This is a genomic window from Ferrimonas balearica, from assembly GCF_019802085.1.
GTDB lineage: Bacteria > Pseudomonadota > Gammaproteobacteria > Enterobacterales > Shewanellaceae > Ferrimonas > Ferrimonas balearica_B.
Map to the genome: position 1 here is coordinate 892,611 of NZ_JAHVHV010000002.1, position 14,205 is coordinate 906,815.

Here is a 14,205-nt window from a genome sequence, read left to right on the forward strand (position 1 = left end):
GACGGGCTGACAAGCGGTTAACAACAGCAGTGGCAAAACAGTAAGATATCTAGCCATGACAGCAACAATTGGTCCATAATTAAACTGCACTGTCCAGTCTAGTTGTGGGAAACTAGACTGTCCAGTTTGAATGTGAGCCAAATGTAAGTAGGTGTGGTAGATCATGACCCAGATTCTCAGTGCCCGCAGTGAAAAGAAACGGCAGCAGATCGTCGAAGCCGCCGGTGAACTCTTTGTCCAGCAGGGCTTTGCCACCACCAGCATGGACGAGGTGGCGCAGCGGGCCGGGGTGTCCAAGCAGACGGTGTACGCCCACTTCGGCAGCAAAGATGAGCTGTTTACCCACTGCATCGAGCGCAAGTGCGTGGTCTCGGAGCTGCTGCCGTCGGCCCTGGCCGGGGAGGATCCCCGCCAGGTGCTGCTGGAGTTTACGCAGCGCTTTGCCGAGATGATCAGAAGCGAAGAGGCGATCTACGTCTACCGCTTGTGCGTCAGCCAGGCCGAGACCCACCCGACGCTGTCGGAGCGCTATTTCGAGGCCGGACCGGCCAAGGTGCTTAAGGTGCTGGCGGATTACCTGACCTCACTGGAGCGCGCCGGCGTGCTGACCCTGGACAACCCCACCGTCGCGGCGGGACAGCTGCTGCTGATGGCCCGCGGCATGTGCCACCTGCGCCTGGAGCTGGGGCTCGAGGTGCGCGAAACCGACGCCGAGCGCCATCAGCGCGTCACACAGATGGTGGATTTTTTCCTGCGAGGCTACGGTTTCCAGCCGCGCCGGTGATCGCGCCATCGGCCACTCGCGTAGAGAACAATTGAGTTAATTTTCAAGGACGAATGGATGAAGTCTCTGTGGTATTCCCTGCTGTTTCTCGCCCCCGCCGCCTTGGCTCAGGGGGGCCCACCGGCCAACTTTAAGCCCTGGGATCTCACCCTCTACGGGGTGCAGATGGCGGACGGTGATCTGGCCCAGGACGGCAGCCTGGGTGACAGCGCCCTGGGGATGGATCTGGGGTACAGCACCCGCCTGGGCCCCCAATGGATCGTCGGCAGCACTGTCTCGCTCAACCGCCGCTACACCGACTTCAGCCGAGACGCGTTGTTTGAGGGGCAGTTGCCCAGCTGGGAACATCGCGACCGCATCGGGCTGGGCTTTAACGGCATCTATCTGATGGACAAGCAGTGGCAGTTCATTCTGGCGCCCCGGTTCCAGTGGAGCGCGGCCAAGGACGCCAGTCTCTCCGACGGTTTCAGTTGGGGGGTACTGGGGGGCGCCATGTACTCGATGAGCCCGGATCTGCAACTGGGCTTTGGGCTCTCCTACCTCAACGACGTCAAGGAGACCAAGAGTTTCCCCATCGTGCTGGTGAAGTGGCAGATCACCGAGCGACTCAAATTGGACAACCCCTTTGAGCCGGGCTTTGCCGGCCGGGCGGGGCTGGAGCTCAGCTACCGTTGGAACCCCCACTTCGAGCTGGGGGTGGGCGGGGCCTACCGAAGCGATCGGTTTGCCCTTGAGGGCGGGGCGGCGGAGCTGGAGGAGCCGGTGGCGTTTGGCCGCCTCTCCTATTTCCCCAACGAGGATTGGTACCTGTCGGGGATCATCGGCTACCGCACCGAGGGGGAGCTCAACTGGGAACCCGATGGTGCGGCCAACCGCAAGCAGGACGTTGACGGTCGGCTGGGCTTTGCGGTGAGCTTTAACTGGTCGTTCTGACGCGACAGGTCCAAACAACAACGGCGCCCTTGGGCGCCGTTGTGCGTTACTGGCCCAGCATGGCCCGTTTCAGTTTCTTGTCGGCGGGTTTTTCGCCGAGCCAGATGGCGAACAGGGCCTGACGGAAGTCGTCTCCCTCCACCAGGGTCAGCAGTTCGCCATTTTTGTAGGCTTCCAGGCCGCTGCCGGGGATGGAGACCATGGTGAACTGATCGCCCACCTCTACGGCCTCATCAAACACCGCCAGGAAGTTGTCCAGGCGCTCCCGCAGCGGGGCAACGTTGCCCCCGGTGGCGGTATCGAACCCCTCTTCGATGGTGTCGATCATCCGGTCGGAGGTGATCATGCCGGAGATGATGTTCAGACGCACCGCGGTGGTCTGCTCGCTGGCCAGCACCCCTTTGGCGTCCAAGCCAGTTTCGGCGCCGTAGAGCGAGCCGACGTACAGCTTCATAAAGTACTTGGTGCGGATCCCCGCCCCGTACAGGGATAAGGTGTCGCCTTGGACGGTGATGGACTCTTGCAGGGTGACGTCGGCCACGGTGCGGGCCTGGGCCGGGATCAGCACGGACAGGGCCAGTGCCAGTAGGGCGGTAAAGTGTTTCATCAGCGGTACATCATGCCGGTGGGAATGGGAGGCGTATTGATAACATGCCCCCCATGCCCCCTCAAGGCGAAACAGCGCAGACCAGTTTTGAACCGACGGGATTAATGGTCAAAATGGTGGCGAATGTTGCTGATCGTTGCCTGATTGTGATGGGCAGCCACATCCCAAAGGGTGTCGCCTTTTAAATTGGTTCGGGCGTCGTCCACGTCCAGGGAGAGCAGCAGCAGCAAATTATGATCGCGACCGGCTTGGGCGGCGCAAAACGCGGCATTGGGCAGATCGGAGGGGGAATAATTGGGCAGGTTAACTTCCGCCCCGAAGCTTAATAGTTCGCGCAGGTAAAAGGGGTCGGTATTTTGCGCGGCGCGGCAGAGCAGGGTGGCGCCGCTTTGGGATTCGATATTGGCGTTGGCCCCGGCTTGCAACAGGGTTTTGAAGGCCAGACGATCGCCCTCATCAAAGACCTGTTCCAAGGGGGTCAGCCCCTCGCTGTTACGGCGGTCAAGCTGGTCGGCGTATTGCCGGACGTAGCTGGCGTGGCCCTGGCGGGCGGCCTCCATCCAGGTGGCTTCGCTGGCTGCCTCCTGGGTCGGGGCGCTGCTGCAGCCCGTAACACCCAGGAACATCAGGGGAGCAACGATGAAAGAACGCGTAACAATCGTCATATGCGGATCCCAATTTTGTTTTAATTCAACCTGTGTATGCGATGACGCTCTCTCATCTATACAACTTTGCATACAGGGTGTTTATGGTGATTCCAACAAGCCATAAAAACGTCTGCAGTCAATTCTTTGGCACAACTTTCGAATTGCGCAATTTTACTTCGGACATTTTAGCTTAATTGTCCTGACATGCCACGGTCACAAACCCAATTCGTCGAATAAAGCAGAATCTCAGGCGCAAACGAATGGACACAGCAATAACGCCTAATGAAAGCGGATCCAATAAGAGCTTGAAGCAATGGCCTTGTCCCGGAATTTCGACGGCTTGCCTGAGGGCACCGAATGGCACGCCGGTATCGCCCCCAATGGCGACAGGGCGGTTTGAAATCTTGAATGGATTTCAGCGCAGCGGGTTGGCCCGAGGCGGACTCGATGGCGCTTCACAGACGGGGAAAACAACGTGGGATAAATATGGCCTCCCCAAGAGGACTCGAACCTCTATCGGCCGCTTAGGAGGCGGCTGCTCTATCCTGTTGAGCTATGGGGAGAGATAAGGAAGGCCCATTCTAGTCCGCGGATGTTGGATTTGAAAAGGCCACAAAATCAACTGGCTAAAGAATGGTCTAACGGGGAGCGCGCTGCACCCAGTCGCCCACCTGCACCCCCATCTGGGCGGCGGCGCCGCTGAAGCGAGCCCGGGCCCGCTCCGGCTCCACCTGCTCCAGGGTGAGGGTCAGGCTGCCGGCCTGACCCCAATAGTCCTGCTGCTGCACGATCTGAAGCCGGTCGCCGGGGCGCAGCCCATGACGCAGCCCCAGGGTGACCACGGCGGTGTCCCCGGTCAGCTCCAGGATGCGCCCCTTGAGGGGTTGGCAGGCCAGGGTCTGGTTGAGATCCCGCACCAGCTCGGTGCCAACCCGGCGCAGCTCGGCGCCAAAGTCGCTGCCCCAGAACTTTTCCGTGGCGGTGTCGGCCATCTCCTGGCGTTCGTAGGGCCAGCCCCCCTGGCTGCGGTAACGCTGGCTCCACACCCGCTCGGTGGTGAAGGCATCGTACAGGGTGGCTTCCAGCGCCAGGTTGCGGCTGGCGTCCCGCTCCCAGTAGCCCAGCACCCGGTCTGGGCGGTCGACACTGAGATCGTCAAACACCACCGCCAGCACGTACTGGCTGTGATCCTGCTCCCCCAAGGAGCGCACCCACTGGCGGTCGGGGCTCATCATGTCGATGCGCAAGTCGTCCCGGGCGGTGGCGAAGGCGTAGCGCCCTTCGCCGTTCAGGGTGTTGCCCAGCAGCCGGGCGAAAGCGCCGTCCAGCTCGTAGAGGCCTCCGGGCACCAGCTGCTCGCGGTAACGCACCTGGGCCCGGGGCACGCTGATGGCCACCCGACCTGCCGGCCCCTGGCACTCCCCCAGGGCGGTGGATTGCAGCAGCACCCGCAGCTCCACCTTGTAGTGGTTGCCGCTGCGCCGCTCCGAGAGCAGCTCCATGCTTTCCACTTCAGCCTGGGCCTGCCAGTGAAGCTCCTCCTCCATCAGCACCCCGTTCTGGCTGCGCTGCTGGTAGTCCAGCTGGGCACCGGATTGCATCAGCGCCTGGGACAGGGCGCGATCAATGGCACGCTCCCGCGCCTGGTCGAGGTTGTCGTTGATGATCTGGGCCTGACCGTGGACGGTTACCCAGCCGGCCAGGGCCGAAGGGCTGAGTAACAGGGTGGCCAGCAGAAGCGGACGAAGCAGTGTCATGAGGTTCCGAAGCAGGTTGCCGTTTGATGTATCCCCAAAGATAAGCAAGGCTTGTGCCTAAAGCTTCCAAGCCCCTGGTCGATACCCTGAGCAGGTGCTCAAACAGGAGACAGGAAGATGCGATTGCTCGCGGCCGCACTGGCCTTGGCGCTGGCTGGCTGTGCCACCGGGCCCGAGGCGCCGGACTGGCCCGCCGCCGAGGCGGACGGCAAGCCGTTGCCGCCCCAGGGGGCGCTGAATGACCTGGCCCAGGCCATTGCCCGGGATCTGGTGCGCCACCACGACAACCTGGACACCACCCAGCTGACCGCGGTCACCACCCCGGTGATGCTGGAGCAGTTTGAGCAAAGCAGCCTGTTTGCCCGACAGTTGGGGGAAGCGCTGCTGGCGGCGCTGCACCAGCAGGGGCTCAACCTGGTGGATCTGAACGGCAGCGACCGGGTGCGGATCACCGAACAGGGCAACCTGATGCTGAGCCGTGACTTCGAGTCGCTGGCCAGTCAGTTGCCGGTGGACCAGGTGGTGGTGGCCACGGTGGCCACCAGCCGGGACTCGGTGCAGATCCACAGTCGGCTGATCAGCGTGGCCAACCGCCGGGTGCTGTCCGCGTCGCAAAGCAGCGTGCCCTGGCAGAGCCTGCCGCAGTATTTCAGTCCCGCCCAGCGGGTCAGCCTGGAGCAGGGGCGGCTTTACCGCCATGACCAGGCCGGCCGCGGCGGCGTGGTGGAGTTGGAGGAGTGATGAAGCGTGCCATCCCCCTGGCCCTGGTGTGGGCCCTGGCCGGCTGTGCCGGCTACGACCGCTTTGTGGAGTACGAGACCGTGGCCCCGGAGTCCTTCCCGGTGCTGACCGCCACCGGCATCGCGCCTTTGTCCGCCCAGCTGGGAAACAACGAGCAGGAGAAGATGCGCCGGGCGATGCGGGCGGCCAAACTGGACGCCTACCGGGAGCTGGCCGAGCAGGTGTACGGCCAGCGGATCCAGGGCCAGAGCGAGGTGGACAACCTGGTGCTCAGCAGCGACCGCTTCCGGGCCCAGGTGGACGGGGTGATCCGCGGCGCCAAGGTGGTGCGCAGCTACCCGGTGGGGGACAGCTACGTCACCGAACTGGAGCTGGATTACCAGTTGGTGTGGGAGCTCTACCAGCAGCAACCCCGCCAACGGGTCAAGTCGGTCAGCTACTACTGAGTGTTGACGTTCGCACAAAAAAGCCCGGCCAAGCCGGGCTTTTTTGTGGCTGAGGAAACCTCAGACCTGGATCCGCTTGCCCAGGCGCTGGCCCACGTGGGTTTGCCCCTCGCCGGTATAGGTCATGGCGCTGGCGTGGCGGGTGCGCTGCATCAGCTGCTGCAGCCGGGTCAGGCTGGCGCTGACCAGCTCTGCCTGGGCCTGGTTGTGCTCGTTGCGGCTCTGGCACTGGGCCAGCAGGGCCTGACCGGCTTTGAGCTGCTCCGCCAGTGCGGGCTCCTCGGTCAGGCGGGCCACATCTCGGTGACGGCCCAGGGCCTGGTCCGCTTCGGCGATCGCCTCCAGCAGGGTCAGCTTCTCCTTGAGCAGGGCTTCGATACGCTCAACGTCCCGTTTGACCAGGGCGTCGGTTTCCTGCTCCAGAAGCGCCAACAGCTGGCCCAGTCGGGCCAGCTGTTGTGTCAGCAGATCCTCGAGACGGGGCTCACTCATCCAGCAGGCCGCTCAGCTCGTTTTCAAACTTGGTGATGTTGCTGGCCAGACGCTCGGGATCCACGTGGTAGCGGCCCTCGGCGATGGCCTGCTTGACCGCGTCCACCTTAGCCTGGTCGATGCCGGTGGCGTCCGCCAGACCGCTTTCGGCCCGGGACAGCTGCTGGGCCTGCTCGGTCAGCACCACGGCGTCCGCGGCGGGCTTGGCCGGGGCGGCGCTGCTCTGGGGCGCGGCCGTCGCTTTGCCCTGGCCCTGTTGGGTCAGGGGGCGGTGTGCACCACCGCCAAGTTTGTTCAGATCGATCGCCATAATGACTGGTTCCGTTGAACTGAAAGGGGTCTCTTACCCGGGTTATCGTCCGGAGTCGGCGAAGCTTTAGGGATTTTTACATCCGCACTTCGACGGCGCCCAGGCCCACCACACGTGCCTCGATGATACGATCCGAGCGGGTGTTTTGCACCCGGATGGTGTCCCCGATGGCGCCACTGCCCCGGGCTTCCCCGTTGGTCTTGATCTCGATGCCGCCGGTGCGGGCGTAGATGGTGACCAGATCGCCGCTGCACACCAGGCAGATGTTGTTACTGCGGATCGGCTGGCCCGCCCCGACCCGGCGGATCAGCCGGGCGCCGTTGAGCTGCTCGGGATCGCTCAGCTGGTTGCCCCGCAGGCTGTTGGCGTCCCGGTACTCCACACGAAGGTGCTGGGGCTCCAGCAGGGTGTCGGCCATCAAGGTGGCGGTGCTCACCACCACCGGGAACTCGGTGCGGGTCTGCACCGGCACGTAGAGGGACCAGCCCTGGTCGTCCGGGCAGGAGACCTTGACGGTCACGTAGCGGCCAAAGCCGTTATTGCCCGGCGCACTGGCCAGCAGGGGCTGCTGGCAATGGGGGTATTTAAGGCGGTTGTCGAGGGCGTTGGCCTCCACCGTCACCCGGGCGCCCTCGGGCACCGTGATGTGCGCCTCCACGTAGCCGGCGGCGGTGTCGCGGATGGTTTCCAGGGGGGTAAACTCATTGGCCAAGGCCGGGGCGGCGGTCAGGGCCGCGAGCAGGGCACCGGCGGCGCGCCACGGGCGTGAGAAAGTTCGCATTCGACGATCCAATAATCCTATACTTGAAGGCCTTGGTCAGATAGTAACGCTGGATATCAAAGGGTTACATCCCCAAGCTTGAACCACGTTGGGGAAATTGATACAACGCCGCTGCATTATAACGACAATCGGCCTCAGGCGCCTTACCGGGGCACGCCGAGCCATGACCCGCTCTCGTTGAAAAGGATTTTCCCTATGGCCAGTATTCTGGATTCGGTTAACCAGCGCACCCAACTGGTGGGCCAAAACCGCCTTGAGCTTCTGCTGTTCCGTCTCCAGGGGCGCCAGCGCTACGGCATCAACGTGTTCAAGGTGCGGGAAGTGCTGCAGTGCCCCAAGCTCACCATGCTGCCCCACCAAAGCGGCCTGATCCGGGGCGTGGCCCACATCCGCGGCCAGACCATCTCGGTGATCGATCTCTCCGCTGCGATCGGCGGTCCGGTCACCCAGGACCTGGACACCGCGTTCATCATCATCACCGAGTACAACCGCACCGTGCAGGGCTTCCTGGTCAGCGGCGTGGAGCGGATCGTCAACCTCAACTGGGAGGGGGTGCTGCCGCCGCCCAAGGGCAGCGGTAAGAGCAACTACCTGACCGCCGTCACCGAGCTGGATAAGCAACTGGTGGAGATCCTCGATGTGGAGAAGATCCTCGACGAGATCGCCCCGGCCCGCACCGAGGTGAGCGAAGAGGTGGTCGCCACCCTGGCGCCGACCCAGCAGAACCGGCGCACCGTGTTGGTGGCCGACGACTCTGCGGTGGCCCGTAAGCAGGTGCAGCGTGCCCTGGAGCCTATGGGGCTGGATCTTATCGTGGTGAAGGATGGCCTGGAGGCCCTCAACACCCTCAAACAGATGGCCGAAGACTGCGACGACATCGCCGAGAAGCTCACCCTGGTGGTGTCCGACATCGAGATGCCGGAGATGGACGGCTACACCCTCACCGCCGAACTGCGGGCCCACCCCAAGCTGCGCTCCCTGAGCGTGATTTTGCACACCTCCCTGTCCGGGGTGTTCAACCAGGCGATGGTGGAGAAGGTGGGGGCGGACGAGTTCATCGCCAAGTTCAACCCGGATGAGTTGGCCCGCACGGTCAACAGTTACCTGGCCAAAGCACAAGGGGAATGACGTTGCCAACGAAGTCTCTGGCAATTGAGGATTACCAGGCGTTTGCCGATTTTCTGCAGCGTCAGTGCGGCATCGTGCTGGGCGACAACAAGCAGTACCTGGTGCGCAGCCGACTGGGACCGCTGATGGCGGCCCACCACGCCTCCATGGCGGATCTGGTGCGCGAAGCGATGCGCCCGGAGCGCTCGACCCTGAAAACCCAGGTGATCGAGGCGATGACCACCAACGAGACCTTCTGGTTTCGGGATACCTACCCCTTCGAGCTGCTGCAAAGCGAGGTGTTGCCGGACTTGGCCCGCCTGGGGCGCCGGCTCAAGATCTGGTCCGCCGCCTGTTCCACCGGCCAGGAGCCCTACTCCCTGGCGATGAGCCTGCAGGAGTTTCGCCGCAAGCAGCCGGGCCGGTTGCTGCAGGGGGCGGAGATCCTGGCCACGGATCTCTCCAGCCAGGTGCTGGCCCAGGCCCAGGCGGGGGAGTACGACGCCCTGGCCATGGCACGCGGCCTCAGCGAGGAGCGCAAGCGGCAGTTTTTCGATTGCCTGGGCAGTGGCCGCATGCGCATCAAGCCGGAGCTGCGCCAAAGCGTGAGTTTCCGCCAGCAAAACCTGCTGGAGAGCTACCTGCTGCTGGGCCGCTTCGACGTCATCTTCTGTCGCAACGTCCTCATCTATTTCTCCCAGGAGAGCAAGCAACAGATCCTGCGGCAATTTGCTGCCGCTTTGAACCCCGGCGGCTACCTGGTGCTGGGGGCCTCGGAGTCCATTGCCAACCTTTCCAGCGACTTCGAGATGCGCCGTTTCCCCTCGGGGATCCTCTATTACCGGCCCTGAGGCGGGAGCGAGCTCAACAAGGCGTGTCTTATGGCACGCCTTTTGCTTTTTATGGGCCATAGGCGCTTAGGAGGCAACGCATGGCCATCTCATTCGACAAAGCATTGGGCGTTCACCAGCACACCCTCGGGGTGCGCGCGGAGCGGGCAGAGGTCCTCTCCAGCAACATCGCCAATGCCGATACCCCCAACTACAAGGCCCAGGATCTCGATTTCGAGCAGGCCCTGGCGGGGGCCAAGAGCCGGCAAGCCTTCTCCCTGTCCCGCAGCCACGAGAAACACTTTGACGCCAGCATCGATCCCCAGCCGGGGCTCAAGTTCCGCGTGCCTCTACACCCGGACACCGGTGACGGCAACACCGTGGACCTGCAGACCGAGCGCAACCTGTTTATGCAGAACACCCTGGAGCACCAGATGAGCCTGGGCTTCCTGGACGGCAAGTTCAGCGGCCTGAAAAAGGCGATCCGAGGAGACTGACCATGAGCCTGTTCAACATCTTTGATACCGCCGGCTCCGGCATGAGCGCCCAGTCGGTGCGCCTCAACACCACCGCCTCCAACATCGCCAACGCCAACAGCGTCAGCTCCAGCGCCGGAGAGACCTACCGCGCCCGTCAGCCGGTGTTCGAGGCGGCCATGCAGCAGGCCTCCGGTTACCAGAGCCAGAGCGTGCCGGTGGCCATTGCCGGCATCGTCGAGAGCGACAAGCCGCTGGTGCGCCAGTTCAGTCCCAACCACCCCCTGGCGGACGCCGAGGGGTACATCTACAAACCCAACGTCAACGTGGTGGAGGAGATGGCCAACATGATCTCCGCCTCCCGCACCTACCAGGCCAACGTGCAGGTGGCCAACTCCGCTAAGGACATGGCCCAGCAGACGCTGCGCCTGGGCAAGGGTTAAGTAGGAGAGAGCCCCCGTGAGTACCATCAATAACGATTACCTCAACTCCATGCGCTGGGAGCAGGAGACGGTGCCGGAGTCCAACAACAACCAGGCGCTGACCCAGGAGGACTTCTTCGCCCTGCTGTCCCAGCAGTTGTCGATGCAGGACCCGATGAAGCCGGTGGACAACGATCAGATGATCTCCCAGATGTCCTCCTTCGCCACCGTGGACGGCATCAACAACCTGAACGACGAGATCAAGAGCCTCAACACCGTGATGACCTCCAACCAGGCCCTGCAGGCCTCCGGTCTGGTGGGTCAGAAGGTGCTGATCCCCTCCAACGTCGGTCACCTGGCCGACGGGGGCCAGCCGGTCACCGGCGTGGTCAGTGCCCCCAGCGGCACCCAGAACCTGGTGGTGCGGGTGGAGGACAGCACCGGCCAGGTGGTGCGCACCATCCCGATGAACGCCGCCAGTGGCGGCAACGTCGACTTTGCCTGGGACGGCAACGATGCCGAGGGCAACCCCTTGCCCCCCGGCACCTATAGCTTTACCGCTCAGGGCCTGACCGACGGCGCCAACCAGGAGTTGCCGGTCTCCACTTATGCCCACGTGAACAGCGTCACCCTCGGGGGCGCCGACTATGACACCGTACTGAATCTCCGTGGCCTGGGCGGCATCAGCCTGGGCGATGTGCTGGCCGTTGCGGAAGGATAAAGGAAGCCAACTTATGTCATTCAACATCTCGCTCAGTGGCATCAACGCCGCCCAGAAGGACCTGGACACCACGTCCAACAACATCGCCAACGTCAACACCATCGGCTTTAAGGAGTCCCGGGCCGAGTTCGCCGACGTCTACAACAACTCGCTGTTCACCAACAGCAAGACCAACGTCGGCTCCGGTGTGGCCACCAGCCACATCGCCCAGCAGTTCCACCAGGGGGCGCTCTCCTTCACCAACAACGCCCTGGATTTGGCGATCAACGGCAACGGCTTCTTCGTCACCAACTCCGAGTTCGGCAGCCAGGACTTCAACTACACCCGGGCGGGCGCGTTCAAGCTTAATGACAGCAACTTCATCGTCGACAGCCTGGGCAACTACCTGATGGCCCTGCCGGTGAACGCCGATGGCTCGGTGCAGTCGGTCTCCCTCTCCACCACCAAACCGGTGCAGATCCCCCAGACTGCCGGCCAGCCCACGGCCACCAACAACATCACCATGTCGATGAACCTGCCGGCCAACGAGACCGAGCTGGATCCGGCCAACTTCGATCCCACGGATCCCTCCACCTACAACACCGCCACCTCGGTGACCATCTACGACTCCCTGGGTGAGCCCCACATCCAGACCACCTACTTCGTCAAACCCACCGGCGGTTCGTTGAACAACAACAACCAGTGGGTGGTGTTCACTACGGTGGACAACCAGCCGGTGGACATCTGGGACGTGGCTGGCGGCAGTTCCACCTCCGGTCAGTGGGGCCAAGACACCACCGGTGACGGGGTGGCCGATGTGACCCACAACGCCGTGGGCGCCAGCGGCCAGACCGGCTTCGTGATGAGCTTCGATGACGTGGGCGGCTACATCGGTACCGATCCGGCGGTGGTGCAGACCCAAGCCCTGGGTCTGGATGATCCCAGCTCCGGTGTGCCCGGTGATGGCGCCGGGGTGGTGGGCCCGGGCGCCGACGGTACCCAGCGCCTGACCCTGCAGTTCAACAGCCCCACCCAGTACGCCGCGCCCTTCGAGGTGACGGAGCTGAGCCAGGACGGCGCCACCGTGGGCCGCCTGACCAACGTCGAGGTGACCGCCGATGGCCTGATCAACGCCACCTACTCCAACGGCACCCAGCAGGCCCTGGGCAAGGTGGCCCTGGCCCGCTTCGCCAACGAGCAGGGGCTGACACAGATCGGCAACACCTCCTGGAAGCAGAGCCAGGACAGCGGCGAGCCGCTGGTGGGCGAGCCCAACATCGGCGCCTTCGGCAGCATCCGTTCGGCGGCCCTGGAGCAGTCCAACGTGGACCTGACCACGGAGCTGGTGGATCTCATCAGCGCCCAGCGCAACTTCCAGGCCAACTCCCGTGCCCTGGACGTGTCCAACCAGCTGAGCCAGAACATCCTGCAGATCCGCTAAGCCGCGCTTGCCACCGAACCTTGCCGCTCCCATCCGGGGGCGGCAAGTCGTTTCCCCTTCCCCCGTTCAATTTCTCCCCACCGTCCCCTTCAGCCCCGGTACAGCTGGCTCCCTGTCGGTTGGCACGACAGTTGCTTAACTCTGTTCAGAATCAACAGGAATCCGATCCCAGGGAACGACAGTGGATAACTTCCTCTACATCGCCGCCAGTGGCGCCAAGCAGAACATGAACGCGCTGGCCACCCACGCCAACAACCTGGCCAACGCCAAGAGTGACGGCTTCAAGGCGGATCTCAGCCAGGCCCGCTCCATGCAGGCCTTCGGCGAGGGGCTGCCCACCCGGGTGTTCGCCATGACCGAACGGCCCGCCACCGATTTTGACCCCGGCGTCATCAAGACCACCGGCCGCAGCCTGGACGTGGCCATCAAGGACCAGGGCTGGTTCGTGGTGCAGGACGCTGGCGGCAACGAGGCCCTGTCCCGCTCCGGCAGCCTGCGTTTCGATGAAGCCGGGATGCTGCTCAACAGCGAAGGCCAGCCGATGATGGGCCAGGCCGGCCCCATCTTCCTGCCCCTGCCCATCGAGAAGGTGGAGATCGCCCAGGACGGCGTGGTGACGGTGCGCCCCCAGGGGGCCCCGGCCAACGCCATGGAGGAGGTGGGCCAGCTGCGCCTGGTCAACCCGCCGCTGAACACCCTGACCAAGGGCGAAGACGGCCTGTTCCGTCGCCTGGATGACCAGCCCTACGCCAACGCCGTCGAGGTGAACCTGGTGACCGGCGCCATCGAGGGCAGCAACGTCAATCCGGTCAGCGAGCTGGTGGGGATGATCGAAGCCCAGCGCCAGTTCGATATGCAGGTCAAGCTGATGAAGACCGCGGAAGAGAATGATCGCGCTCACGCGCAGCTGATGCGCTGAGCCTAAAGGAGACACACCATGCAACCGGCATTATGGATCAGTAAGACCGGGCTCGACGCCCAGCAGACCGACATCGCCACCATCTCCAACAACCTGGCCAACGCCAGCACCGTGGGGTTCAAGAAAAGCCGGGCGATCTTCGAGGATCTGCTGTACCAGACCATCAACCAGGCCGGTGGGATCAGCTCCCAGAACAGCGAGCTGCCGGCGGGCCTGACCCTGGGGGCGGGCACCAAGGTGGCCGCCACCCAGCGGATCTTCAACCAGGGCAACATGCTCACCACCGACAACAGCCTGGACCTGATGATCGAGGGCCCCGGCTTTTTCGAGATCCAGCTGCCGGACGGCACCATCGCTTACAGCCGCAACGGCCAGTTCACCCTGGACGATGAAGGCCAGATGGTGACCCCGGGGGCCGGCTTCCTGCTCAACCCCGGGATTCAGGTGCCGGATGACGCCCAGACCATCACCGTCTCCGGTGAAGGGGAGGTGTCGGTGCGGGTGCCCGGCCAGGCGGAGAACCAGGTAATCGGGCAGATTGAGATCTCCAACTTCATCAACCCCACCGGGCTGGAGCCCATCGGCCAGAACATGTACCTGGAGACCGGGGCCAGCGGCGCGCCCATCCAGGGGGTGCCGGGGCTCGATGGCCTGGGCAGCATCCGCCAGGGGGCGCTGGAGACCTCCAACGTCAACGTCACCGAGGAGCTGGTGAACATGATCGAAAGCCAGCGGATTTACGAGATGAACTCCAAGGTGATCTCCACCGTGGACCAGATGCTGGCCAACCTGAACCAGCAGCTCTGAGGAGG

At 63.5% G+C, this 14,205-nt stretch carries 18 protein-coding genes and 1 tRNA gene; 12 read left to right on the forward strand and 7 right to left on the reverse strand.

The features are described 5' to 3' along the window. Positions 1 to 163: 163 nt before the first annotated feature. Complete coding sequence (locus KUV81_RS12465) at positions 164 to 784, forward strand: TetR/AcrR family transcriptional regulator (protein WP_222544174.1); 621 nt, start codon at positions 164 to 166, stop codon at positions 782 to 784. 57 nt (positions 785 to 841) lie between these two features. Then, positions 842 to 1,717, forward strand: coding sequence for a hypothetical protein (locus KUV81_RS12470; RefSeq protein WP_222544175.1), 876 nt, complete (start codon positions 842 to 844; stop codon positions 1,715 to 1,717). A 46-nt stretch (positions 1,718 to 1,763) separates the two neighbouring features. Here the strand turns inward: KUV81_RS12470 and KUV81_RS12475 are convergent, their stop codons facing one another. The 4 genes from KUV81_RS12475 to KUV81_RS12490 all read right to left on the reverse strand — a co-directional run bounded on the left by KUV81_RS12475 (position 1,764) and on the right by KUV81_RS12490 (position 4,728). Beyond that, positions 1,764 to 2,324 carry a chalcone isomerase family protein gene (locus KUV81_RS12475; protein WP_222544176.1) on the reverse strand — a complete coding sequence of 187 codons (561 nt, stop codon included), beginning with the start codon at positions 2,322 to 2,324 and terminating at the stop codon, positions 1,764 to 1,766. A 101-nt stretch (positions 2,325 to 2,425) separates the two neighbouring features. Continuing rightward, a complete protein-coding gene (locus tag KUV81_RS12480; RefSeq protein ID WP_222544177.1) occupies positions 2,426 to 2,989 on the reverse strand; it encodes a hypothetical protein in 564 nt (187 codons plus the stop codon). Positions 2,990 to 3,458: 469 nt separating this feature from the next. Then, positions 3,459 to 3,534: transfer RNA gene (locus KUV81_RS12485), tRNA-Arg, on the reverse strand. Positions 3,535 to 3,609: 75 nt separating this feature from the next. Beyond that, complete coding sequence (locus KUV81_RS12490; protein ID WP_222544178.1) at positions 3,610 to 4,728, reverse strand: flagellar assembly protein T N-terminal domain-containing protein; 1,119 nt, start codon at positions 4,726 to 4,728, stop codon at positions 3,610 to 3,612. Positions 4,729 to 4,845: 117 nt separating this feature from the next. Between KUV81_RS12490 and KUV81_RS12495 the strand changes: the two genes are divergently transcribed. Together KUV81_RS12495 and KUV81_RS12500 are read left to right on the forward strand one after the other, a co-directional pair. Further along, a complete protein-coding gene (locus tag KUV81_RS12495; protein WP_222544179.1) occupies positions 4,846 to 5,469 on the forward strand; it encodes a FlgO family outer membrane protein in 624 nt (207 codons plus the stop codon). Further along, on the forward strand, positions 5,469 to 5,915 hold the full coding sequence (locus tag KUV81_RS12500; protein ID WP_222544180.1) for an LPP20 family lipoprotein: 447 nt from the start codon (positions 5,469 to 5,471) through the stop codon (positions 5,913 to 5,915). The genes KUV81_RS12495 and KUV81_RS12500 overlap by 1 nt, the downstream gene beginning before the upstream one ends. Before the next feature lie 60 nt (positions 5,916 to 5,975). Here KUV81_RS12500 and flgN read toward each other — a convergent pair whose 3' ends face one another. The 3 genes from flgN to flgA all read right to left on the reverse strand — a co-directional run bounded on the left by flgN (position 5,976) and on the right by flgA (position 7,498). Then, the gene (gene flgN / locus KUV81_RS12505) at positions 5,976 to 6,407 is read right to left on the reverse strand and encodes a flagellar export chaperone FlgN (protein WP_222544181.1); all 432 of its coding nucleotides are present in this window, start codon (positions 6,405 to 6,407) and stop codon (positions 5,976 to 5,978) included. Beyond that, a complete protein-coding gene (flgM, locus tag KUV81_RS12510; protein WP_222544182.1) occupies positions 6,400 to 6,717 on the reverse strand; it encodes a flagellar biosynthesis anti-sigma factor FlgM in 318 nt (105 codons plus the stop codon). Before flgM ends, flgN begins: the two co-directional genes overlap by 8 nt. 76 nt (positions 6,718 to 6,793) lie before the next feature. Further along, positions 6,794 to 7,498, reverse strand: a complete 705-nt coding sequence (flgA, locus tag KUV81_RS12515) for a flagellar basal body P-ring formation chaperone FlgA (protein WP_222544183.1) — start codon at positions 7,496 to 7,498, stop codon at positions 6,794 to 6,796. 195 nt (positions 7,499 to 7,693) lie between these two features. On the opposite strand from flgA, the gene KUV81_RS12520 reads away from it, so the two are divergent. The 8 genes from KUV81_RS12520 (at position 7,694) to flgG (ending at position 14,200) form a co-directional block, all read left to right on the forward strand. Then, complete coding sequence (locus KUV81_RS12520; protein WP_222544184.1) at positions 7,694 to 8,626, forward strand: chemotaxis protein CheV; 933 nt, start codon at positions 7,694 to 7,696, stop codon at positions 8,624 to 8,626. After that, a complete protein-coding gene (locus KUV81_RS12525) occupies positions 8,623 to 9,456 on the forward strand; it encodes a CheR family methyltransferase (RefSeq protein WP_222544185.1) in 834 nt (277 codons plus the stop codon). Before KUV81_RS12520 ends, KUV81_RS12525 begins: the two co-directional genes overlap by 4 nt. An 80-nt stretch (positions 9,457 to 9,536) precedes the next feature. Then, complete coding sequence (gene flgB / locus KUV81_RS12530; RefSeq protein WP_222544186.1) at positions 9,537 to 9,932, forward strand: flagellar basal body rod protein FlgB; 396 nt, start codon at positions 9,537 to 9,539, stop codon at positions 9,930 to 9,932. A 2-nt stretch (positions 9,933 to 9,934) separates the two neighbouring features. Further along, complete coding sequence (gene flgC, locus KUV81_RS12535) at positions 9,935 to 10,354, forward strand: flagellar basal body rod protein FlgC (protein WP_222544187.1); 420 nt, start codon at positions 9,935 to 9,937, stop codon at positions 10,352 to 10,354. A 16-nt stretch (positions 10,355 to 10,370) separates the two neighbouring features. After that, on the forward strand, positions 10,371 to 11,054 hold the full coding sequence (locus KUV81_RS12540) for a flagellar hook assembly protein FlgD (RefSeq protein ID WP_315900079.1): 684 nt from the start codon (positions 10,371 to 10,373) through the stop codon (positions 11,052 to 11,054). A gap of 13 nt (positions 11,055 to 11,067) precedes the next feature. Then, on the forward strand, positions 11,068 to 12,474 hold the full coding sequence (flgE, locus tag KUV81_RS12545) for a flagellar hook protein FlgE (protein ID WP_222544188.1): 1,407 nt from the start codon (positions 11,068 to 11,070) through the stop codon (positions 12,472 to 12,474). Between the two features lie 181 nt (positions 12,475 to 12,655). Then, a complete protein-coding gene (flgF, locus tag KUV81_RS12550) occupies positions 12,656 to 13,393 on the forward strand; it encodes a flagellar basal-body rod protein FlgF (RefSeq protein WP_222544189.1) in 738 nt (245 codons plus the stop codon). Positions 13,394 to 13,411: 18 nt separating this feature from the next. Next, entirely contained in the window at positions 13,412 to 14,200 is a 789-nt protein-coding gene (flgG, locus tag KUV81_RS12555; protein ID WP_222544190.1) for a flagellar basal-body rod protein FlgG, read from the forward strand. Positions 14,201 to 14,205: the final 5 nt, after the last annotated feature.